Raw genomic sequence first — 24,523 nt, forward strand, 5'->3', positions numbered from 1 at the left:
CTTCTTTTTTCTTTTAAGTACCCTTATCTTCAAATTAATACGCACCAAATAATCATGATAAAAATAAACATAACTAACATCATATTAGCAGTCTCAAAAGAGATTGTTGTATGTCTAATTTTTTTTATAAAATTTAAATCTTTTGCAATTATTTTTTTATAAATTATATATCCTATTCCTAGAGATAATAAGTATTGCAGCCAACTTTTAATATTAAATATTTTTATATATGAAAGGTCAATATTCCATAACTTTTCAGCGATAGGGATATAAAGATTTCCTAACAAAATACACATTACAGCTAATATAAGTAGTGAAAAATTGCATAATGTAATCTTCTTTTTTTCAACATTAGAAGTTCCAAAAAAAATTTGAGACAGCTTTACAAATGATATGATAGTACCTAAATTAACAATATAAACCATAAGCATCTTCAAATTATTACCCTTTAATGAATATTTAATAAGACTTTTACTAACAAAACCATTAAAGAAAGGTGAACCTGTAATAGACAGCATTCCTATACTTAAAAATACAGCTGTAAATGGAAGAGCTCTAAATACTCCTCGTATTTTAAAAATATTTTTTGTATTATACCTATTAATAATAATTCCAGCACCTAGAAATAAAAGAACTTTAAAAATTGCATGATTAAAAATATGCAGAAGCCCTCCATAATATTGTTTCCCTTGCATCGCACTCAAACCCATAAGTATAATTCCTATTTGTGATATAGTGTGAAAAGCTAAGATTTGTTTAATGTCTTTTTGACTTAAGGCAAAAATAACTCCTGATAAGGCAGTTAGAAATCCTAATAAGAAGAATAAATTACTAGGAGTATTAATATTAAAGATTTGATTAATTCTTATAAAACCATAAAGCCCACTTTTTACTAGCAAACCAGAAAGCAGTGCAGATATTGATGATGGAGCTGCACCATGAGCCTTAGGAAGCCAATTATATACAGGGAAAAATGCAGATTTTACTCCTAAAGAAGCAATAATAAGTATATATGAAAATCTTATACCATAAGTATTATTTATTAAAGCTATTCTTTGACTCATAATATCCATATTTAATGTTCCAGTTGTCATATAGAGAGCTATTAAGCTAACAAGAAAAAATATCATCCCACTACTGTTAAAAAGGAGATAATAAAGTCCAGCACGAACTGAACGTCCATCTCTTTTGTAGATTATTAAAATAGAAGATACTATGGTTATTATTTCTAAAAATATAAAGAAATTAAACAAATCATTTGTTTGAAGAAGACCTAAAAAAGCACCTTCTAAAAACAACAGGAAAAACCAAAATTTATAATTCTCTCTTTTTTTATTCCAGCTGTATATTAGAATTGTCCACCAAATAAATACTGAAAGAAGTATAAATGAAATAGATAAATTATCATTTTTCAAGCAAATGCCTATATTTTTATTCCAACCACCTATTAAAATTTCATGAACACCATTAGCTTTAATAAAATTATAATACGAAGCTATTGCAATTGAGATAATTCCTTGAGATATAAATACTAAACAATTAATATATTTATTAGCTAAAACGTATATAATAATTGAAAAAATTATAGGTATAAATATTAAGTAAATAGGTATCAAATTCATATTAATATTCCCTCTCTATTAATTCCTTCCAATTTAAGGTTCCATAATAATGAAAAATTTTAATACTTAGCATTAATGCAAGTGCTGTTATAGCTGCACCTATAACAATAGTCGTTATCATTAATGCCTGAGGAAGTGGATCAACCATTAACGCTGTATTTCCTGGTAATATTGGTGGTTGGGACTTTTGAAGATTTGCAAAATTTAAGAAAAGAAGTATTATAGATGTTTGAGTTATATTAAGGCAAATTATTGATTTTATTATATATTTACTTGTAGTTAGACCGTAAATTCCAATTAGGATAACAATAAAAGATAAAATAATGTCTAAGTGCATTATTTTCCCTCCTCAATAAATATTGAAAAAATAGTTGTAAGACCTGCCGCTACCTTTAATCCAATAAAAAAATTTAATAAAAGTAAAAATATTCTTTTTATCTCTAAAGGAGTATTTATTTTTGTGAAATTGGTGAATAACTCTCCTTTTGTAAAAAAACTTATAGATGCAATAATTAGAATAGACATAAAACAAATTTTTTCTAATTTTAATAATAAATTTATATTAAAAGTTTTTTTAGCATGAATAAAGTAAGTTAAAATAAACGCAGTAGCTATTATAGCTCCCCCCTGAAAACCACCGCCTGGAGAAGTATCACCATGTAAAATTATATAAAATCCAAATAATAATATAAAAGGATATAAAAATCTACTTATACAAACTAAAATAAAGGATATCTTCAATATATCTCCCCCTAATGTATCTTTTCATCCTTTCTGGCAATAAATATTATCCCCGTTACAGTTATAAGTAAAGTGCTTGCTTCAAAAATGGAATCAAATAGTCTATATTCTAAATAAATACCTGTAACTATATTTTTAGACCCTGTTTCTTTAAATGTGTTTTCTAAATAATAATCTTTACTTTGAATTGCATTGGAACTTTTTGTTATATCTTTGGAAGCAATAGAAAAGGTAACCAATATAGTTAATAGCATTATTAATATAAATATTTTTTTAATCAACAGTTTCATTTTCTCCCACCTTTATAATGGTTATATCATCTATGTGTTTTGTTATTTGTTCAAGTTTATTCATTAAAATACTTGACTCTTTTCCTTTTAATATATAATTATTTGTATTTGGGCATTTATCTACAATTAAGTCAACATTGTTTTTCCTGAAAATACCACGTATTTGATTTTCGTTACTATCGAATATTTTCAACTTTAAATCATAGTGATTACAGAAATCATTTAATATTTCGTAGCCTTTACCTATATAATCATTCCCATTATATTTTAAAAAATCATCTTTTAAATGGTTTATAACAATAAATTCTTTTTGTTTTGATATAGCAACAATAAAAATTAGTGGGATTATAGCACTACCAATAGAAATTTCCGATAGAGCAACATCAGGGGCTTTATACATAAAGTACAAGCTAGCAGCCATTAAAGAAAAAGCAGAAAACAGTATTATTAACTTTAAGTTATTTTTTGTTCTAACTATTGTTATAGCAATTATTATCATAATTATTTGTAATATAATTTCTATAATCATTTTTTCCCTTCTTTCTTTAATTCAATGCCATTTAAATATGCAGATCTTGCAATAACATGATTAGTAACAGGGCCAGTTATTATCATAAATAATAATATTAAAAATAGCTTTACAGATATTGTACTAAAGCCACATTTTATTATTAAAGCTAAAAAGATTGTTATAAGAGCTGCTGTATCAATTTTACTACTGGTGAGAAGTCTTGAATATATATCTGAAAATCTTAGAATTCCAATAATTCCAAAGGTAATATAAATCCAAGATAAAATAAGAAGTAATTTATAAATCACTTATGCCTTCCCCCTCTTAAAATAAATCTACATAATAAAGTTATTCCTAAGAAACCAATAATTCCATATGTCATTGAAACATCCAATAAGGCTATATTATTTTTATAAACTGCATATAACGTTATCAACATCACAGTTTTTGCCGCCATAAGATTAAGGGCCATTAATCTATCCCATAGAGTTGGACCTATAATCATTCTAAATAATGTTATTGTCATAGTAATAGCTAAAAATATCATTGTAATTATCAGAAACATTCTATTTTATCCTTTCTTAATAAAATATTTTTCAAATCTATTTTTGATATCTTTTTTTAGCTTTTCTCCATCTTTACCATCATCTTTTATATATAGGACATATAATATATTATCAACAGCATCAACCGTAATAGTACCTGGAGTTAGAGTAATTGAATTAGCAATAATGGTTATTAAAAATGGGTCAGTTATGTCTAATTCCACTTTAACAATAACAGAATCATTATCTTTTTTTAATATTCTTATGATTTGTAGGAATGAAGCTCTATATATCTCATATATTAATCTAAAAGAATAACGTATTAATATAAATACATTAGGTATACGCACTATAAAATCTGAATCATCATAAACAATCCCAAAGGAAAATCTAGTTATTATAACACTTATAATTGTACCTACTATGCTATTCCATAAACTAAAATCTAAGGTAAATAGAAACCAAAAGAGAAGCAAAATTGCAAAGGTTTCATATTGGGGTTTGAATTTTATCATAAAACCTCTCCTCGAAATATATTGATAAAAAGCCCATTATATGTTTGTATTGATATGTTATGCAAATAGCTATAATTAGGTGAGTGTTTTTTATGATTTAATAAATATTAAATTTAACACAAATAGACACACACACTAAAAAAACACTCTTAATTGGGTTCAAACCACAATTTAAGAATGCTTTTTTATTTATATTATGTGATTAATTATTTATAACATATTCATATATAGCTTCAAATATATACATTATCACTGTAGCTCCTGGATCTTGGCTTCCAATAGATTTTTCCCAAAATGCTGCTGCTTTTCCATGCATAGATTCCATATCTTTAGTTTCTTCTAAACCTTTTTTGCTTCCTTTATACAATTCCTTTAATACTTCTTTAATATCTTTATTTTCATTTAAAGCCTTTTCACCTTCTTCTAGTGCAGGATAAAGTGCATCAAGTATTGTCTTATCTCCTCTTTTTGCTTTTCCTCTCTGCTCTACTCCTGTAATAGAAGCTCTAACCATATTGATAATATGCTCTTTTTCTATAACTTCTTCTGTCTTTACTACATCTCCACTTTTCATTATGGTTGTTGCTATCAAAGTTCCCATTGTAGAAGGTACAGTATTGGCCATAGCAAAACCTAATTTTTTCATAATAATCCCTACTCTATTTTCTCCTTCTAAAGAAGGTATTTCACTACATATCTTAGTAAAACCCTTTTCCATAGTAAGACCTAAATCTCCATCTCCAATTGCAGAATCTAAATTTATAAGTTCCTCTTTTTTATCAATAAACTTATTTTTTATCTCATTAAATATATTAAATACATCTTGTTTATCAAACCTATTCATATAATCACACTCCAAAAATTAATCAAAACACTTTACTTTTGCATAAAAAATGGTGAAGCACAAGGTGCATCAATCAATCTTTTTAGTTCTTCATCAAGCTTTAATAAAGATATAGACATACCAGCCATCTCCATTGATGTAGCAAATTCTCCGATATATTTTCTGTGTATTTTTATTCCTTTTTCCTGTAGAATCTCATATACTCTTCTGTATACTATATATAACTCATCTAATGGAGTAGATCCAAGTCCATTAATAAGCACAACTACTTCATCTTCTCTTTTATATTCATAGTCATTAAATATATGTTCCATCATAACATTAACTACTTCATCAGCTTCTAAAAGCTTGCCTCTATTAATACCGTGTTCCCCATGAATACCCATTCCTATTTCCATTTCATCTTCACCTATAGAAAAAGTATTTTTACCTATTTCAGGAATAACGCAAGGAGATAACGCAACTCCCATAGTACGAGTATTATCTACTGTTTTTTGTGCAATTCTAGTTACTTCATCTAAATCTGCTCCTTCCTCTGCATAAGCTCCTGCAGTTTTATATGCAAAAACTAAACCTGCTATTCCTCTTCTTTTATTCTCTTCACCCTTTTTTGAAGAAGCCACATCATCATTTCCTACCACTGATGTTACTCTAATTCCATCCATGTCAGCCATTTCAGCTGCCATATCAAAATTCATAATATCCCCTGTATAATTACCATATAAATAAAGAACTCCTCTGCCTTCATCTATTTCTTTAGTTACCTCATACATCTGTGCAGCACTTGGAGAAGCAAAAACATTACCTACACTTGCTCCATCTATTAACCCTTCTCCTACATATCCTAAAAATAACGGTAAATGACCTGAACCTCCACCTGTTGCAATACCAACTTTTCCTTCTCTAACTTCATAAGCTCTAGTAAGGCATTTTAGATCATTATTTACGCATTTTAATTTATTAGGATGAGCATATAAAATCCCCTTTATCATTTCATCCACATAATTTTCAGGCTTATTGATAAATTTTTTCATAATAGTTCCTCCTTATATGATAGTTAAATTTCTTTAACTCTATTTACTTAGCAATAATAACTTCTATACCATTATGTCTAAATTTATTAATCGTTTCTTCTTCTTCCAGTGAAAATTCTTTTAATCCATCTATAATTATTCTATTAATTTTGTTATACTCACAAATATTAAATAAGGATACTTTATTAAGCTTAGTATGATCAATCAAAACATTAATTTCTTTAGCTCTAGAAATAGCAGCTTGTTTACTTTCTATTTCAAATATATTAACATCTGTTAAACCATCACTAAATGATAATGCTTTACCAGATATAAATGCCTTAGTAATATTTAATTTTTTATATCCTTCCAAAGCATAAGGCCCTACAAGTGAAAGAGCTGATTTTCTTAAATTACCACCCACTAATATAACATTAACCTTTTCCGCAGCACTCAAAGCTGTTGCTATACTAATTGAATTTGTCACAACCGTTAATTTTTTATCTTGTATATACTTACATATTGCTAATGCAGTAGTACTAGCATCTAACATAATGATATCCTCATTTTCTATGAGTTCTTCTGCATATTTAGCAATAATTGTTTTCTCATTCTCATTTTGTAACCTTCTCAATTTTAATGTATCTTCAGTATTTAATTGATTTACTGATATAGCGCCTTTGTATTTTCTAATTAATGCACCTTCTTCTTCTAGTTTTTTCAAGTCTCTTCTTATAGTCATTTGTGATACATTCATTTTTTTACTTAATTCAGTAATATTAATTTCTCCTACCTGATCTATTTCTTCAATTATCTTTTCTCTTCTATTTTCTAATCTAAACTCCATTCACTTCACCTATTTCTATCTATAGTCTATAGTAATAATTCCAAGTCTTTTTGATAATAATACATTTTATGTGTAATTATAAAAGGGGCAAAAACCCCTTTTATAATATTCACTTAAACTTTTCCTAATCCACTATTTCACTTGATTTCCCCAGTTATTAGAATCCTCTGCATTTTTCTGAGTTATAGGATAGAATTTTGTATAGATATGTTTTTCAACCACTTCACCTTTAATAGCTTTTAAACCAACTTCTACAGCTTGAACACCCATATCTACAGGAACTTGTGAAATACTTATATCAATGTTACCTTTTTTAACAGATTCAATTGCTTGATTTATACCATCTATTCCAACTATAAATACGTGTTCTTTATCTCCAACAGGTTTCATTCTGTTAGCAGCCATAAGTGCTTTTTCAGCTCCTAATGTACAGTCATCATTATGTCCAAATACAGCATCTATTTCTGGATTTGCCTGTAATATGTTTTGCATAACATTCATTGATTTTTCTTGGTTGAAGTCTCCAGCTTGTCTTGCAACTATTTTTATGTCAGAATATTTATCTATTACATTGTGGAAGCCTGTTCCTCTATCTCTTGCAGCAGATGTTCCTTGTAAACCTTCTATTTCTACTACTTTACCTTTTTCAGAACCATTTTTCTTCTTTAATTCTTCTATAATAAGATTTGCTGCCATTTCACCCATTTTAACGTTATCAGTTTCAAGGAAACTTGTCATATCTTCACTATTTGCTCCTCTATCTAAGAATATTATTGGAATATTAGCTTCCTTAGCTTTTGCTACTGCTGGTACTATTGCATCAGCATCAAGAGCATTAACTATTAGGATATCTACTTTTTTAGTAATTAAGTCTTCAACATCTGATAATTGTTTTGCTATATCTCCATTAGCATCAGTTTCAATTAGTTTGCATCCTAGTTCATTAGTTTTGTCTTTAACACCCTTTTCCATTCCAATAAAGAAAGCATTTGTTAATGTAGATAGTGATAATCCTACTGTTACTTCTTTCTTTTCTTCACCTTTGTCTTTTGCTTTTTCTTCAGCTGCTGGTTTTTTATTATTTTCTTTTTTAGCTGCACTATTACCGCAGCCTGCAGCAAATACTGAAAAAATCATAGCTGTTGATAAAATTAGTGATAAAAGTTTCTTTGACTTCAACATTTTTCAAATCCCCCTACTTATTTTTTATTTTTTCATAACACTTACTTAAAGCTTCCTCAGGTTTTAGCTTTTCAGTAAATGCTTTATGAACATATTCATATAAATGGTCTGAAACCTCTGTCCATTTCTCAATAGCAGGAATTCTTCTAGCTTTATTGAGCATTTCATAATTGGCCTCATACCACGGATTTTTTTCTCTTTCCTCTTTATTCTGATAAGATGAAATTCTTACAGGGCTGCCACTTATTCTGCCAGACATTAAGTCATTCTTATTATTTGTAATAAACTTTAAAAAATCGAAACATTTTACAGGTACATGCGTAAATTTACTAACTAGAAATGTCCAAGTTGTATTACAAGGATATTCATAAGTTGAAAAACCTATTTTATCTCTATATAGATTCTTTTCTTTTTCCATTATAGCCGCTGCTTGTCCACTCCAAGATATTCCAACATACACTTCACCCTTTTGAATAGCCTCTCTAACTTCATCATTTCCATATTGGGCTATATCTTGTGGACAATATTTTTTTAAACACATATACTGCTTTAATGCAGATAATGTTTTCTCATTATTAAAAACAAGTTTTTCATTGTTATATAGCTCTGAACCGTAATCCCACATAAAAGGTATAAAATCTAAAAATATTTCATAAGGAGATGCCTTTATAGCTAGTACTCTTTTATTTTCCTTAATACCGTCTATTTTTTGTATTAAACTTTCTATTGTTTCTATTCTATCTAACTTAAGCTTATCTTTTCTATAAAAGATTATATGTCCATCAGAAAAAGAAGGTACTCCTATCTTCTTTCCTCTATAAGATATTTCATCTAAAATACTTGGGAAAATATCTTTAATGTTATAATCTGCTGTAAGATATTCTTCAAAAGGAATCACTTTGTTATTAGCTGCTAAATTAGGAATCCAAAAGGAAGGTGCCATTACAATATCATAGTTATTAAAATTAGTAGTAAGTGCCTTATCTAAGGTTGACTTATACTCGTTCCAATCTACTATGTCTATAAGAACTTTATATTCATTCTCATTTTCCCATTTTTTAGTTATACCTGTTATGCTATCCTCTGTATATGCATAAACAGCTGGATCATTAACACATAATACTTTAATACTACTCATAATATTTCACTACCTATCCTTATTTTTTTCTCTTATATTGATCTACCAATACTGCTGCCAATATAACTGCTCCTTTTACTACCTGTTGATAGAAAGGATTTACATTAAGTAGATTTAATCCATTATTTAAAACTCCTATAATAAGAACACCCAGTAAAGTTCCTGTTATAGTTCCTTCACCACCAGCTAGCGAAGCTCCACCTATAACAACTCCACCTATTGCATCCATTTCATAACCTATACCTGCATTTGGAAGTGCAACTCCCAATCTTGCATTTAAAACAACTCCAGATATAGCACATAATAATCCTGTTATTGTATAAGCCAAGGTTTCTATTTTTACTATGTTTACTCCTGAGAATTTTGTAGCCTCTCTATTACATCCAATAGCATATAGATTTCTTCCAAAGGTAGTATACTGAAGCACATAATATCCTATTATAAAAATAATTATCATTATAATTATTGGAATAGGAACTTCTCCCACTTTACTACCTATCTTAGAAAAGCTTTTAAAGTTTTGGTATAATACTGCATTAACTGACTTAGATGTAGATAATGCTTGATTTTTACCATCTGAAATAACCATAGAAAAGCCTCTAAATACACTCATTGTAGCCAAAGTAACTATAAAGGCTGGTACTTTAAATTTAGTAGTACATACACCATTAAATAATCCTATAGCTGTACCTATCAATAAGCTAATTAAAATTGCAAGAGGAATAGCCATTCCTTGTTTCATTAATATACCACCAGTTATAGCTGAAAAAGCAAGGATAGAACCTACTGATAAATCTATTCCTCCTGTTATAATTACAAAGGTCATTCCCACTGCAATTATTCCTACAATAGAAGACTGTACTAATATATTCAACCAGTTATCAACTGTAAAAAAGTTTTCAGAAAGAGTTCCTATTACACAACATAGGATTGCAAATCCTAAAAGTATCATATTTTTAGAAAAAAAACTTTTTACTTTATTATCTTTTTTTTCAGCAGGATTAGTTTTCTTTTCAATCTTTAGAACTGCCATGCTTAATTACCTCCTATAGCATATTTCATTATAGTTTCTTGATTAGCTTCTTCCCTATTTAGTATTTTAGTAATTTCGCCTTCATGCATAACTGCGATTCTATCACTCATACTTATTACTTCAGGCATTTCTGAAGATATCAAAATAACAGATTTGCCCTTCTCCGTTAATTCATTTATAAGATTATATATTTCAGCTTTTGTTCCAACATCAATCCCTCTAGTTGGATCATCTAAAATTAATATGTCTGGATCTGTTTGAAGCCATTTTGCAAGTACTATTTTTTGCTGATTTCCACCACTAAGCAGTCCTACTTTTTGATTTTCATCTGTAGCCTTTATTTTTAATTCCTGCATACTTTGTATAGCTATTTCCATTTCTTTATTTTTAAAGATATATCCGAACTTACCTTTAATCTTTTGTAATATGGCATGAATAATATTGTTCTTTACAGAAAATTGTAATACTAACCCATGCTTTCTTCTATCCTCTGGAACATATGCAATTCCGTTTGATATAGCATCTTTGCAGCAATTAATATTTACCTCTTTATCTTTTATATAGATATGACCTCTATCTTTTTTGTCAATACCTACAATAGCATTCATAAGTTCACTTCTTCCTGCTCCCATTAAACCAGCAATTCCAAAAACTTCACCTTTTTTTACTGAAAAACTTATATCTTTGAGAACATCTTTTCTTGATAAGTTTTCAACCCGTAAAATCTCATCACTTGGTTTATTTGTTTTAGTTGGAAATCTTTCAGATATTTCTCTTCCAACCATTAACTTAATGAGTCCATCCTCTGTTATATTGCTTATATCATGGTCTCCCATATCTTGTCCGTCTCTTAAAACCTTAACTTTTGAACAGAGTTCAAAAATTTCTTCTAATTTATGAGATATAAAAACAATGCTTATATTTTCATTTTTTAGCTTATTTATTAATTTAAATAACTTTTCTGTTTCATCATCAGCTAAAGCCGAGGTAGGCTCGTCCATAAGAATTACCTTAGCTTCAACAGAAACAGCCTTTGCTATTTCAACCATCTGCTGTTTTCCAACAGATAACTCTTTTACCTTTCTCTTTGCATCCAAATCAAATTCATAACTATCCAATAATTCTTGGGTGCTAGAAAATAGTTTTTTGTAGTCTACCTTTCCAAACTGATTAGTAGGAAGTCTGCCCAAAAATATATTTTCTGCCACTGTTAAATTTTCAACTAAATTTAATTCTTGGTGAATAATACTTATTCCAAGCTCCTGTGCGTGTTTAGGATTATCAGGAATTATTGTTTTTCCTTCTAACCATATTTCTCCTTCCTCAAGAGAATAAACACCACTTAATATTTTCATTAAAGTTGACTTTCCTGCACCATTTTCACCTAAAAGTCCTAATACTTCTCCTGCATCTAGCTTTAAATTTATATTATTTAAAACTGTAACTCCTGAAAAAGACTTAGAGATATTTTTCATATTAAGTACTTCCAATTATCTATCCCCCTTTCTGATAATATATTTATTTTATTCTTTAAACAGTTTTTTCAAATTTTCTTCAAAAGGTGGATAAACAATACCTTTTTCAGTAACTATGGCAGTTATATTCTCATGTGGAGTCACATCAAAAGATGGATTATACGTCTTTACATCTTTTGGTGCTGTCCATACCCCAAATCTGCAAGTTATTTCTTTTGAATCTCTCTCTTCAATAGGTATTTCCTTACCTGTTGGAGTATTCATATCTATTGTTGGAGTTGGAGCTGCTATATACATAGGAATTCCAAAATGTTTAGCAAGAATAGATACACTAAATGTTCCTATTTTATTTGCAGTATCACCATTTGCAGCTATTCTATCACAACCAACTATAATAGCATCGATTTTTCCTTGTGACATAACCATAGCTGCCATATTGTCTGTAATTGTTGTAACATCAATTCCAGCTTGGAAAAGTTCCAAAGCAGTAAGTGTAGAACCCTGTAATCTTGGTCTTGTTTCATCCGAATAAATCTTTAAATGCCATCCTTTCTCATGAGCAAGATACATTGGCGAAGTTGCTGTACCATATTTTGAAGTAGCAAGCTGACCTGCATTACAATGAGTTAAAATACCCATATTATCCTTTAGTAGAGGCATAAAGTTCTCTCCAATTGCTCTACATATTTTTATATCCTCTTCATGAATTATTTTAGCTTCTTCTCTAAGTATTCTTTTTATTTCTGCCACTGGCGTATTTTTAAACTCCTGGACTTTATTTTCCATTCTATTAAGTGCCCAAGCTAAGTTAACTGCTGTTGGTCTGCTTGTATTTAAATAATCTGATTTTTCTTTCATAACTTTCCAAAATGCATCAAAGTTATCTTCTGGAGCATCCTTAATTCCAAAATACAATCCATATCCTGCTGTTACTCCTATTGCTGGTGCCCCTCTTACAATCATATCTTTTATAGCTACCCAAATACCTTCCACAGTATCATATTCAATGTATTCGATTTCATTAGGTAATTTAGTTTGATCTAGTAGTATAAGCTTATCTCTATTATCATCCCATTGAATTGCAAGTAAACCTGCCATTTATATATCCTCCTTTATTTCACACTTTTAATTAATTGTACTAGTGCTTTTATACTATCTATTTGATTTCTTTGTAATACTATTTTCTTTCCTATGTTTAAAGCAAATCTTTGAGCTTTTGCTCTTTCTTTATCCTCCCCAATAGAATCTAAATCTGGAACATGTGCCATTCCAAGTACTCTTCTCATTACTTCACAAGAAGCAAAACCTATTGTCTCATGTAGTAAGTTATTTATATATTCCTCTTTATAATCTTTTACCTCAGTTGTAAGCTCTTTAGATTCTTTATCCCAAAGGGTAACAAAATCTTTTTCAAATTCATTCCATATTTCTTCAATAGAATCTAATAAATATTCTCTAAAAGAATCTATTTCTTCTTTTTCTTTATCTTTTCTACCTTCCCATGAAGAATAATTTAAAATATAATTTGCAAATAAAAGTCCAACATCATATCCATATGGTCCATAGAAAGCAAATTCTGTGTCAAAAATAACTATTCTATCCTGAGAAACAAAAATAGAACCTGTATGCAAATCTCCATGTAAAAGAGCTTCTGCCTTAGTCATAAATATATTTTTTAATTTTGTTATCTCTAATCTTACTTCATTGTTTTTCCATAATTCTTTAGCATCTTCAAGAATATATGGATTGATATTATTTGATTCTGCATCCATATATGGATCTGTTAAAACTAATCTTTCTGTTATATCACATAACTCTGGATTTATAAACTTACTTATCTTTTTCTTCTTTTCAATTGCTCCAAGGCCTAAATCTGATGTATAAAAAAGATTTCTAGACAAGAATTTTCCTACTTGCTTTGGGAAATTAGGATATCGTTTCATCTTCATAAAACCAGTTCTCATAATGTCCATTTCTCCTAAATCCTCAGCAACATAAAGGCAGTTATCTTTATCTACTTTATAAATCTTTGGAACAAAACCAGGACACGCTTTTTCCTGTTCAAGCATAGCTTCCGCTTCAATTCTATTTCTATCAAGAGTAAGCTTCCACCCTTCCCCTGCAACCCTTAAGTAAGGAAGAGCTTGTTTAACAATAAGAGACTTACCACTATTTTCTCCTTTTACTCTAAAAACTAAATTTAAATTTCCATCACCAATTTCTTTTGCAATAATCTTTTCATTGTTCTCAAATAAGTTTAAAGCTTTTATGTATTCTACTATATTATCAGTATTCATTTCTTTATACTCGCCCATGAAAACACCCCCTGAATATATTTAATTGTGTAAAGCTTTGATAATATATTGTTCACAATTAACATATTATGTTATTTTTTAACATTTTACAAATCTTACCTTTTATTTTAAAACGCATTTTTCTCTTTCTTTCTTGAAATACATTCCATTTATTTACATTTACTTGTTTTTTTAATTTTTGAGAAAATCTTATTTTTCATTTAATTTTGTAATCTAGAATTTTAAAAAAAGTATCCCTTCAAGATAATAACTACTTAAAAGGATACTTTATTACAAAACAACTAAATTATAATTAAATTTTAAATTTTCCAACCACATCTTCTAATTTATTTACAACTACTTTAAGTTCATCAGCAGTATTTGAAATACTTTCTATAGTACTTGTTTGCTCCTCAATTGCTGCACTAACCTCTTCCGCTCCCGCTGCAGCTTCTTCTGATATTTCTGATATTTCTTGTATTGCATTGACAACTTCATCTTTATCATTATTTATTCTATTAATATTTGATACAAGTATTTGTATTTGTTCTATTGTACTTTCAAGTGATTTTTCTATATCACTAAAAGCCTTACTTGAATAATTCATTGCTTCATTAGCTTCTTTTATAGCTATTTCTGATTCGTCTGCATTAGTTTTTGCATGATCTATTACCAGCTGAATTTCATTTATTATTTTGCCAATTTCTTTTGTAGACATAGATGTTTCTTCTGAAAGTTTTCTAATTTCATCCGCAACAACAGCAAATCCTTTTCCTGCTTCTCCTGCTCGTGCTGCTTCTATAGCTGCATTTAAAGCAAGTAAGTTTGTCTGTTCTGCAATTGTTTCTATTGTAGTTAAAATATTACCTATTGTATCAGATTTATTTGCTAGTATTTCAATATTGTTAACTATTTTATCTGAAGCATCAGTAGTTATATTGAATTTGTTAACTAATATATTCATAGAATCTATACCCTTAATATTAATTTGTGATGTCTCATTAGAGTATTTTTTAACAACTTCAGCATTTCGGGTAGCTTCATTTATTTCATCAGCTAGCGTTGATAATTTTAATGCTCCTTTTTGAGAACCTATTGACTGTTCTTCAGCCCCTTTTGCAAGTTCCTCTACAGTTCTTGATACTGATTCTATGGATTCAACATTATCATTCGTAGCTATTACTAGATTCTCCGAATATTTGAAGACTTCTTGTGAATTTACATTTAGCTCTCCAACTATTTTTCTTAGCTCTTGTCTTAAATTTATTACTGCATACCCTATAATTCCTGCCTCGTCTTTATATTTAGAAGTTCTTTTAAATTGCTCATCTTCACAAGATAGATCAAGTTTTGATATTTTATTTACCTCATCCGTGATAATACGTATTGGATTTGCTAGCTTTCTTCCAAAATGTGCAGCAGCAAGACAAGCTAAAATTAAAACTGCAGCAATAACAAATATAAATTTTTGAATTAATGTATTTAAAGGTTTTCTTAGTTCTGACAAGGAAATAGCAAAACCTACAATCCATTTTGATGATTCTATACGTGATGTTATAAAGTATTTATCTTTACCATCAAAATCTTTTATTTCAACTAATTTATCTTGGTCTTTATTATTAATTACGCTGTTTAATTTTCCATTCATAATCTCAGATATATTTTTAATTTTTTCTTTTGTTGGCTGAAACTCTTCATTAGGATGAACTATAATATTATTATTTGCATCAAGTAATAATCCATAACTATTATCCATAACATTTAAGTTTTTAACCAAATCAGTAAGAGGCTTCACCAACATATCTGTACCAATAACTCCATATAATTTTCCATCTTTATTTATAGGTGTAGCTATAGTAATAACAATATCATTAGTATCAGTATCTACATAAGGTGATGTATAAATAATACCATTTTGTTCAATAGCTTCTTTATACCAATCTCTTTGTGTACAATCATAATCAGCTGGTGGAATCCACCCTTTTCCTGAAATAAATTTTTTATCTGGCATCCCAATATATATTCCCAGACATTCATTATTAACTTCTATTTTAGCTTTAAGATTTTTTATCAATTCCTCTTCTGTATAATTATTAATTTCTATATTAGTTGCTAATTCATTCATTATATTTCCCTGTAGTTTTAGCCAACTATCTATAGTTTCAGCATACTTATCAGCTGCTGTTTGAACCTGATTAACACTCATTTTTGTAATAATATTATATGAAGTATAATAATTAATTAGCGATGAAAACACCACACTCATCATACAAATTAAACAAACCAATATAATTATTTTAGATTTTATACTTTTCATTTTATTTATCACCTCAAACTTATCTTACAATTTACTTAATTACCTTTTTAGTATTATTAAAAATTTTGGAGTATTAATATAAAACCTACTTTCTTATAGCATAAAAAGTAGGATGTACTTACACACCCTACTTTTATAAAACAATTATATTAACGCTATTACCTCTATTTCAACAAGAGCATCCTTAGGTAATTTTCCTACTTGGAAAGCACTTCTTGCAGGATAATTTTCTTTAAAGTATTCATTGTATACTTCATTCATTTTTCCAAAATTCTTTATGTCACTTAATAAAACTGTTGTTTTCAATACCTTATCCATACTGCTGCCAGCTTCTTCAATAATTACTTTTACATTCTCTAATGATTGTCTTGTTTGCTCTTCAATAGTAGCTGGCATTTCTCCTGTTTCAGTATTTATTGGAAGTTGTCCTGAAGTGAAAACAAGATTTCCAGCCTTTACTGCTTGTGAATATGGTCCTATAGCACCTGGTGCCTTATTAGTTGAAATAATTACTTTTTCCATATTTTATTCCTCCTGGTTTATAATATTTTATGATTTTTTTATAGTTTTACTTTATTAAGGGCTTGTTCAATATCTGCAATAATATCTTCTGCATCTTCAAGTCCTATAGAAAGTCTAACAAGTCCATCTGTAATTCCAGCTTTTAATCTATCTTCTTCTGGAACTGCTGCATGAGTCATTGAAGCAGGATGCTGTATTAAAGTTTCAGTATCTCCAAGACTTACAGCAAGAGTACATAACTCTACATTATTCATAAGTTGTCTTCCTGCTTCCAGTCCTCCTTTAAGTTCAAAGCTTATCATTGCCCCAAATTTTTTCATTTGTTTTTTAGCAAGCTCATGCTGTGGAAAACTTTCAAGACCTGGATAATTTATTTTTTCTATCATATCATGTTTTTCAAGATATTTAGCAACTTCCATCGCATTGTCACAATGTCTGTCATATCTAACGCCAAGGGTTTTTAATCCTCTTAATGTTAACCATGAATCAAAAGGACTTGGACACGCTCCTGTAACATCTTTTATTCCTACCATTCTTACTTCATTTATATATTCTTTTGCTCCAATCACTACACCTGCCACAACATCTCCATGACCATTTATATATTTTGTAGCACTATATACTACAATATCTGCCCCAAATTCTAAAGGTCTTTGTCCATATGGAGACATAAAAGTGTTATCCACCATAAGCTTAGCACCATTTTCATGAGCAATTTTTGCACATTCTTCTATGTTAATAATGTCTAGCGTGGGATTTGCAGGTGTTTCTATATATATTAATTTAGTATTATCTTTCATGGCTTGCTTTACATTTTCAATATCTTTTGCCTTTACAAAAGTTACATCTATACCAAATCTTCTAGCTTGATGATCTAACATAGCAAAAGTACATCCATATAAAGTATCAGATGCCACTATATGATCTCCTGCTTCACATAATGTCCATATGGCAGATGAAATTGCCCCCATGCCTGAAGATGTAAAAACTGCTGCTTCTCCACCATCAAGTACTGCTAATTTTTCCTCTAGCTGCGCTGCTGTAGGATTTCCAAGTCTTGAATAAATATATCCAGACTCTTTTCCTGCAAATCTTGCTGCTCCTTGTTCTGCATTTTCAAATACGAAAGTAGAAGTTTGATAAATAGGAGTTGATAAAGCTCCTGTTAATGGATCAGGATAATTTCCTGCATGAATTAATTTAGTATTATACCCCAAGTTATTATGTTTTTTCATAATACTGCCCCCTTAATATTGTATAGAGTCAAATCAGTTATAAACCATTTTAAATTAAGTGGACAGTTAATCCTTTACACTAGGTATAACTGTCCACAAACTTTACACTAATTTTTTATTAAAGCATAAACCCTACAACAAGATATAGAACAAAAGCAACTGCTGCATTTGCTAAAGCATACGGAACCTGTGTTTTTACGTGATCAATGTGGTCTGTTGCAGCTGCCATTGAAGAAAGAATTGTTGTATCAGATATTGGTGAACAATGGTCTCCCATTATAGCTCCTGAAATTACAGCACCTACAGCCATATATACATTGGCATCCATTGCAACTGCCATTTGAATACCTATAGGCATCATAAGAGCAAAAGTTCCCCAGCTTGTACCAGTAGAGAATGCAATAACACTTCCCATTAAGAAGATAAGTGCTGGTCCATACGCTCCATGTATATTTCCTTCTACTAAACTAGCCATATATGCACCAGTTCCTAAATCTCCTATAACATTTCCTATTGCAATAGAACATATTAAGATTATAACAACTGGAATCATTGAACCTATACCTTTGTAAACATGTTCCATGAATTCATCTAATTTCATTATGTTTTGTGCTCTATAATATATTGCTGCAAAAACTAGAGATGCTGTTACAGCCCAAAATACTGAAGTTGACCCTGAACCATTAAATATACTACCCTCCCCAGTAATATATAGTCCTATAGGCATCATACCTATAAGAACAGCTAAAGGTAAAAGCATATTTTTTGCACTAGCTTTAACGCCTTCTTTAGTTGAAATTTCTGTAGCTTCTATATCTACAACAGGCATTGCTCCATCTCTCATTAACTTTCCTGTTGTTCTAACTCTTTCTTCTGCTTTTTTCATTGGGCCCCAATCTTTACCTGTAAGTATATATGCAGGTACGGCCAAAACTGCTATGATTGAATAAAAATTGAAAGGAATACTTTTTAAAAGTATAGAAGTAGGATTTCCTGTAATTACACCATTAGATACTTGAACTGCTATTAATCCCATTAATGTAGCGCCCCAAGCATTAAGTGGTATTAATGAACAAATTGGAGCTGATGTGGAGTCACATATATACGCAAGTTTTTCTCTAGATACTTTGAATTTATCTGTTAGTGGTCTTGCTACTGTTCCTGAAGTAAGAATAGTTATTGATGATTCTATGAAAACAACAACCCCTATAAAAAATGCTAAAAGCTGTGCTGCTTTCTTATTCTTAATTATTTTATTTTTTTCTGTTAGGTAGTCTACAAACCCTTCAACACCACCTGATACTTGAACCAAAGTTATTATAGAACCTACAAGTAATGAGAAAATTACGGTTTTTGTAACCCAGCCTTCTGCAAATACTGCAATAATTCTCTCAAGTGAAGAGTTTAATGAAGGAAAGAATGCCCATCCCTTCATAGTTAGTTCCCCAACGAATATTCCTACAAATAAAGATAAAAATACTTGTCTTGTAACAACTGCTAAAATAATTGCTAAAATCGGTGGAAGCAAACTCATTAGTCCATATTCCATAATTAATACCTCCTATTTTTATATGATTTATATTATTACAACACTATAGCTGATATTAATTTAGAAGCAAGCTATATAATTATATATCGTTAGTATTATTAATCCATTTTAACTTATTATACAATTGCTTCTAAAATAAATATCCATAGTGTAATAATCACAATATGTGATTCATTAAATTTAATATAAAAACTATATTTCTTTTAAATAATGCTATTTATAGACTATTAACGGCATTTTCTATTCTCTTTAATCCTTCTTCTAAAGTAACTCTTGGACAAGCAATATTGATTCTTGTAAATCCTTCTCCTTCTGGTCCAAACCAAGATCCATCATCTAAAGCAACTTTAGCTTTTTTAATCATAAATTGAAATAATTCCTCTTTACTCATACCCAATTTACGGCAGTCTAACCAAACTAAATAAGTTCCTTCTATTTTATTAACTTTAATCTTAGGAATTTTTTCTTCAACATACTCTATTAAAAAGTCTAAGTTAGCTTCTAAATATTCTAATACCTGTTCAAGCCACTCTTCTCCATGAGTATAAGCTGTTTCAGTAGCTACTGCTCCAAAACAGTTATCTCTACGAATATCTAATGTGCCTAAAGCAGCACTGAATTTTTTATGGTCATCCTTATTAGGTATTGATAATAAAGCAGATTGTAATCCCGCTATATTGAAGGTTTTACTTGGTGCAAAACAAGTAATTGTATTTTGAGCAAATTCTTCTGATATTGATGCAAATGGTATATGTTTATGTCCTCTATATACAAGGTCTGCATGTATTTCATCACTTATTACTTTTATATTATGTTTAAGACAAATTTCTCCAAGCTTAACCAATTCTTCTCTTTTCCATACTCTTCCTACTGGATTATGTGGACTGCAAAGTATCATAAGTTTTACTTTTTCATCGATCTGACTTTCTAACTCTTCATAATCCATAACATATTTTCCATCTACCTGTTTAAGAGAATTACATATTAACTCACGTCCATTTTCCTTTACTACATCAAAGAAAGGATAATATACAGGTGATTGTATAATTATTTTGTCTCCAGGCTGAGTAAATTCTCTTATGATAATGCTAAGAGCTGGAACAACACCTGGACTATGAATTAACCAATCCTTTTTTATTTTCCAATCATGTCGTTTTTCCATCCAATTGCATACTGCTTCTTTATAGCTATCCGACATTTTTGTGTATCCAAATATTCCATGTTCAGCTCTTTCTTTTAATGCATCTATAATAGGCTGAGCTACTCTTAAATCCATATCTGCTACCCACATAGGTAGTACATCTTTTGTTCCAAATTTAGCTTCAACTTCATCCCATTTAGCTGTGTTACTTCCAATTCTATTGATTACTTTATCAAAATCGTACTTCATTTTATCCCTCCGTCATTAATATTTTTGAAAACGTTTAATTTCACGTAATTATATATAAGCAAATACTGTGCCAACATTTTTTTACCATAAAACTAGCTTTTTAGACAAGTTTTTTTATATTTTTTAAAAAGCAAAGGGTTAAAAGGGATATATTTTAACCCTTTTAACCCTTTTCGCCCAATTTATTTATATAACAAAAATATCTCTATGCTTTAGACCGCATAGAGATATTTACTTAACTATAATATTAAATTTTACTGATTTAACTCAAACATTTCTGCCTTAGGAAATATTCCAAAAATACCTCCTGTATGAATAAATAAAATCTTTTCTCCCTTTTTAAAAGTTCCTTTCTTAATTTGATCCGCTAGACCAAACATAGCTTTTCCAGTATAAACAGGATCAAATACTACTCCTTCTAATCTAGCAATATCCTCAATAAACTTCAACTCTTCTGGCCTACTTTTAGCATATCCAAGTCCCACATATCCATCTATAATATGAATCACTTCTTCCTCTATTGGTATTTCTTTATCCATATAAGCTGAACTTTCTTTTGAAATTTTCTTTACTTTTTCTACAAAGTATTCTCTATCATCTGAAACATTTATCCCTACAATTTTTGTCTTAGGTAAAAATAATTTTTGTCCCATAGATAAGCCTGTATATGTTCCTCCTGAGCCTACAGCAGTTACAATATAATCAAAAGTAACATTTTCTTCTACACACTGTTTGCTTACTTCCTCAGCAGCTTTTATATATCCAAAGTTACCTATTCCAAAAGATGCTCCTGTAGGAATAACATAAGCTTTTTTACCTTGTTTATTTAGCTTTTCTTGTAACTCTTTTAATAAGTTTTCAAGATTCTTCTTATATTCTTCACTAGGTATATAATGTATATGTGCTCCTGCTAATTTATCTAAAAACAAATTAGCTTCTACTTTTGGTTCTTCTGTTTTATTTAAAACGAGATGACACTCAAGGCCCAACTTAGTTGCTACAAATGCAGTAGCTCTACAGTGATTAGATTGAAGTCCTCCACACGTAATAAGTGTATCACATCCTTTATCTATAGCGTCTGCAACTGTATATTCCAACTTTCTTATTTTATTACCGCCTACTGCACTTCCTGTAATATCATCTCTTTTTAAATAAATTTCTGGACCATCAAGTAACTTGCTTAGTTTTTCTAATTTGTGTATTGGCGTTGGTAAAAAAGCTAATTTCTCTCTTCTTGGATATTCCACCATTATCCCCTCCTATTTATAATAAATTTACTTATCATAGAGTAAAATAGCAAATGCTATGCCAATGATATTAATTGATCTCTTTTAATGCTTTAAGCCCAAATTGAGTTATCTTTGTTCCTCCTCTTCCCTTTGATATTTCAACCATCCCATAATTCTCTAAATCAATTAAAATCCGCCTAATCTCCTGCTCTGACAAAAATACCCCTTGTAATTGCGCAATTTTGGCAATACTTCTTCTTCCTACTGGTTCTCTATTTACATAACTTTTTTCTAACTCCATTAGAACAAATATATATTTATCAACCTTATTTTGAATATGTTGTTTAAAAATTTTTACTGTATTTCTTTCCATGTCATTTAAATTATTAGAATCAATAGCTTTTGAAGGTTCAAAAGGAATATCCCCTAAATCTATATATTTCTTTTCAAGATGTGCAAGATATTCAACATAATTTCTAAGTTCTCTTACATTTCCTTCCCAAGTATGATTAAAAAAAGCTTCTTGTGCACTTTGCGATAGTATAAACTCTTTATTAAGGTCTTCTTTTATTTTCTCTATTAATAATAGAATATCTTCTTTTCTTTCTCTTAATGGAGTAAGATTTAAAGGTAAAACATTTAACCTAAAATATAAATCTTGTCTGAACTTACCTTCTTTAGCTAATTCTTTTAAATTTCTATTGGTTGCAGCAATTATTCTAACATCTACATTTATTACTCTATCTCCACCAATCCTCATTACTTCTCTTTCTTGAATAACTCTTAATAATCTTGCTTGCAGACCTAAATCCATTTCTCCTATCTCGTCAAGAAATAAAGTTCCCATATGCGCTAATTCAAAAAGACCTAATTTGCCTCCCTTTCTCGCTCCAGTAAATGCCCCTTCTTCATATCCAAAAAGCTCACTTTCAAGCAAACTTTCAGGCAGTGCCGCACAATTTACCGCTACAAATTGATAATCTTTTCTATTTGAACTATTATGAATTGCTTGGGCAAATAATTCTTTTCCTGTTCCTGTTTCTCCTCTAATCAATATAGAAGAATCTGATTTAGCCATTCTTTTTGCAATATCTTTTACTTTATTGATTGCTTCACTTTCTCCTATTATATCTTCAAAGGAATATTTTGCTATATGTCCTTTTCCTAAAAGCTGTGATCTAAGTTTATGCTGTTCTTTTTCCGCATCACTAAATCTTTTAATTATTGCAGCTGCACCATAAAGATTTTTATCAGTGGTTATAGGATCAACATTGACAGATATTGCACAACCATTAATTTTTATCAACTTCTGTTTAATAGATTTTGATTTATATAAAACCTGTTCAAAAGGTAACTGTGGAATTAATTCTTTAACATGCTTTCCTAGTACCTCTTCCTTTTTTAATCCTATTATACTTTCAGCACTTTCATTGTAAAAATATACTATTCCTTCTAAATCTACACCTATTATTCCCTCTTCCAAACCTTGAAGTAAAATACTAAATTGACTTTCAAGTCTGTTAGTTAACCCCATTAATTTTTCTACACCATATCTATTTGTTACAATACTTTTAAAATATCTTTGGATTTTATGTTTTTTTAGTAAGTCGTCTAAATCAAGCTTTGCAGCAATATCTATGATAGTATTTATATCTAATACTCTATGTCCTATATCTATGACTTGTTTTACATTTTTAGGTACATATCTAGATTCACCTGGTGTTATTGCAATATCCAAATCTGGTATTTCATCTATTCTAGGATAAACAGGAATAAATTCTATATCATTTATTCCCAACTGATAGATTAAAGATATTGTTTCAACAGCCATCTCTAAACTTAAATTTACAATCATAACTTTTTTCCCTTTAGGTATCTCCGTTATTTTTTTAAATCCCTTTTTAGATAAAGTTATGCTTGTTATGATTATTTCACAATCATCTTTTATATATTTCTTCACAGTTCCATAAATAGCATCTGTTGATATCACTACTATATCTGTATCAATTGTTCCTTTAATACTGTTATTATCTAAAGAATATTTTTGAACAATTATGTGTTCTCCAAATAATTCTTGTAATTGTTTACAGTAAAAAGTGGCAACAGCAGAAGACAAAGTCACAACTGCAACTTTTTTTTTCATAAGTACTCCCCCTTATATGTTAGTTGAGAATTGACAATGAATAGTTGACAGTATATATAATTTATAACCAAAGCCTACATCATATATT

At 29.5% G+C, this 24,523-nt stretch carries 24 protein-coding genes; all 24 read right to left on the reverse strand.

What is annotated here, in order from left to right; genetic code table 11:
• Positions 1–29: 29 nt before the first annotated feature.
• Complete coding sequence (locus OXH55_RS00565) at positions 30–1,622, reverse strand: complex I subunit 5 family protein (protein ID WP_268047458.1); 1,593 nt, start codon at positions 1,620–1,622, stop codon at positions 30–32.
• 1 nt (position 1,623) lies between these two features.
• Positions 1,624–1,959 carry a sodium:proton antiporter gene (locus tag OXH55_RS00570; protein WP_268047459.1) on the reverse strand — a complete coding sequence of 112 codons (336 nt, stop codon included), beginning with the start codon at positions 1,957–1,959 and terminating at the stop codon, positions 1,624–1,626.
• Positions 1,959–2,363 (reverse strand): MnhB domain-containing protein, encoded by a 405-nt coding sequence (locus OXH55_RS00575; RefSeq protein WP_268047460.1) that lies wholly within the window; start codon positions 2,361–2,363, stop codon positions 1,959–1,961. The genes OXH55_RS00570 and OXH55_RS00575 overlap by 1 nt, the downstream gene beginning before the upstream one ends.
• Before the next feature lie 11 nt (positions 2,364–2,374).
• Positions 2,375–2,653: a Na(+)/H(+) antiporter subunit B gene (locus tag OXH55_RS00580; protein ID WP_268047461.1), complete on the reverse strand. Its 279-nt coding sequence runs from the start codon at positions 2,651–2,653 to the stop codon at positions 2,375–2,377.
• Positions 2,637–3,182: a Na(+)/H(+) antiporter subunit B gene (locus tag OXH55_RS00585; RefSeq protein ID WP_268047462.1), complete on the reverse strand. Its 546-nt coding sequence runs from the start codon at positions 3,180–3,182 to the stop codon at positions 2,637–2,639. The genes OXH55_RS00580 and OXH55_RS00585 overlap by 17 nt, the downstream gene beginning before the upstream one ends.
• Positions 3,179–3,472 carry a monovalent cation/H(+) antiporter subunit G gene (gene mnhG, locus OXH55_RS00590; RefSeq protein ID WP_268047463.1) on the reverse strand — a complete coding sequence of 98 codons (294 nt, stop codon included), beginning with the start codon at positions 3,470–3,472 and terminating at the stop codon, positions 3,179–3,181. Before mnhG ends, OXH55_RS00585 begins: the two co-directional genes overlap by 4 nt.
• Positions 3,469–3,729 carry an MrpF/PhaF family protein gene (locus OXH55_RS00595; RefSeq protein WP_268047464.1) on the reverse strand — a complete coding sequence of 87 codons (261 nt, stop codon included), beginning with the start codon at positions 3,727–3,729 and terminating at the stop codon, positions 3,469–3,471. Before OXH55_RS00595 ends, mnhG begins: the two co-directional genes overlap by 4 nt.
• 6 nt (positions 3,730–3,735) lie before the next feature.
• Positions 3,736–4,224, reverse strand: a complete 489-nt coding sequence (locus OXH55_RS00600; RefSeq protein ID WP_268047465.1) for a Na+/H+ antiporter subunit E — start codon at positions 4,222–4,224, stop codon at positions 3,736–3,738.
• A gap of 202 nt (positions 4,225–4,426) precedes the next feature.
• Entirely contained in the window at positions 4,427–5,068 is a 642-nt protein-coding gene (gene dhaL, locus OXH55_RS00605) for a dihydroxyacetone kinase subunit DhaL (protein WP_268047466.1), read from the reverse strand.
• Positions 5,069–5,100: 32 nt separating this feature from the next.
• Positions 5,101–6,102, reverse strand: a complete 1,002-nt coding sequence (locus tag OXH55_RS00610) for a dihydroxyacetone kinase subunit DhaK (protein WP_268047467.1) — start codon at positions 6,100–6,102, stop codon at positions 5,101–5,103.
• A gap of 43 nt (positions 6,103–6,145) precedes the next feature.
• Positions 6,146–6,928, reverse strand: a complete 783-nt coding sequence (locus tag OXH55_RS00615; RefSeq protein ID WP_268047468.1) for a DeoR/GlpR family DNA-binding transcription regulator — start codon at positions 6,926–6,928, stop codon at positions 6,146–6,148.
• Between the two features lie 132 nt (positions 6,929–7,060).
• A complete protein-coding gene (locus OXH55_RS00620) occupies positions 7,061–8,110 on the reverse strand; it encodes a substrate-binding domain-containing protein (protein ID WP_268047469.1) in 1,050 nt (349 codons plus the stop codon).
• Positions 8,111–8,123: 13 nt separating this feature from the next.
• Complete coding sequence (locus OXH55_RS00625) at positions 8,124–9,248, reverse strand: extracellular solute-binding protein (RefSeq protein ID WP_268047470.1); 1,125 nt, start codon at positions 9,246–9,248, stop codon at positions 8,124–8,126.
• A gap of 19 nt (positions 9,249–9,267) precedes the next feature.
• Positions 9,268–10,281, reverse strand: coding sequence for an ABC transporter permease (locus OXH55_RS00630; RefSeq protein WP_418921815.1), 1,014 nt, complete (start codon positions 10,279–10,281; stop codon positions 9,268–9,270).
• A gap of 2 nt (positions 10,282–10,283) precedes the next feature.
• Positions 10,284–11,756, reverse strand: a complete 1,473-nt coding sequence (locus OXH55_RS00635; RefSeq protein WP_268049000.1) for a sugar ABC transporter ATP-binding protein — start codon at positions 11,754–11,756, stop codon at positions 10,284–10,286.
• Positions 11,757–11,804: 48 nt separating this feature from the next.
• The gene (gene mtnA, locus OXH55_RS00640) at positions 11,805–12,854 is read right to left on the reverse strand and encodes an S-methyl-5-thioribose-1-phosphate isomerase (protein WP_268047471.1); all 1,050 of its coding nucleotides are present in this window, start codon (positions 12,852–12,854) and stop codon (positions 11,805–11,807) included.
• Between the two features lie 14 nt (positions 12,855–12,868).
• Positions 12,869–14,071: an S-methyl-5-thioribose kinase gene (gene mtnK / locus OXH55_RS00645; protein WP_268047472.1), complete on the reverse strand. Its 1,203-nt coding sequence runs from the start codon at positions 14,069–14,071 to the stop codon at positions 12,869–12,871.
• Positions 14,072–14,363: 292 nt separating this feature from the next.
• Positions 14,364–16,367 carry a methyl-accepting chemotaxis protein gene (locus OXH55_RS00650; protein WP_268047473.1) on the reverse strand — a complete coding sequence of 668 codons (2,004 nt, stop codon included), beginning with the start codon at positions 16,365–16,367 and terminating at the stop codon, positions 14,364–14,366.
• Positions 16,368–16,511: 144 nt separating this feature from the next.
• Positions 16,512–16,889, reverse strand: a complete 378-nt coding sequence (locus tag OXH55_RS00655; protein ID WP_268047474.1) for a RidA family protein — start codon at positions 16,887–16,889, stop codon at positions 16,512–16,514.
• A gap of 38 nt (positions 16,890–16,927) precedes the next feature.
• Positions 16,928–18,124 (reverse strand): methionine gamma-lyase, encoded by a 1,197-nt coding sequence (megL, locus tag OXH55_RS00660; protein ID WP_268047475.1) that lies wholly within the window; start codon positions 18,122–18,124, stop codon positions 16,928–16,930.
• Positions 18,125–18,242: 118 nt separating this feature from the next.
• Positions 18,243–19,673: a Na+/H+ antiporter NhaC family protein gene (locus tag OXH55_RS00665; RefSeq protein WP_268047476.1), complete on the reverse strand. Its 1,431-nt coding sequence runs from the start codon at positions 19,671–19,673 to the stop codon at positions 18,243–18,245.
• A 217-nt stretch (positions 19,674–19,890) separates the two neighbouring features.
• The gene (locus OXH55_RS00670; RefSeq protein WP_268047477.1) at positions 19,891–21,063 is read right to left on the reverse strand and encodes a MalY/PatB family protein; all 1,173 of its coding nucleotides are present in this window, start codon (positions 21,061–21,063) and stop codon (positions 19,891–19,893) included.
• A 254-nt stretch (positions 21,064–21,317) separates the two neighbouring features.
• Entirely contained in the window at positions 21,318–22,313 is a 996-nt protein-coding gene (locus tag OXH55_RS00675) for a D-cysteine desulfhydrase family protein (protein WP_268047478.1), read from the reverse strand.
• 67 nt (positions 22,314–22,380) lie between these two features.
• Positions 22,381–24,435, reverse strand: coding sequence for a sigma-54 interaction domain-containing protein (locus OXH55_RS00680; RefSeq protein ID WP_268047479.1), 2,055 nt, complete (start codon positions 24,433–24,435; stop codon positions 22,381–22,383).
• Positions 24,436–24,523: the final 88 nt, after the last annotated feature.

Source organism: Clostridium ganghwense, assembly GCF_026735165.1.
In the GTDB taxonomy this organism is placed as follows: Bacteria; Bacillota; Clostridia; order Clostridiales; family Clostridiaceae; genus Clostridium_H; species Clostridium_H ganghwense.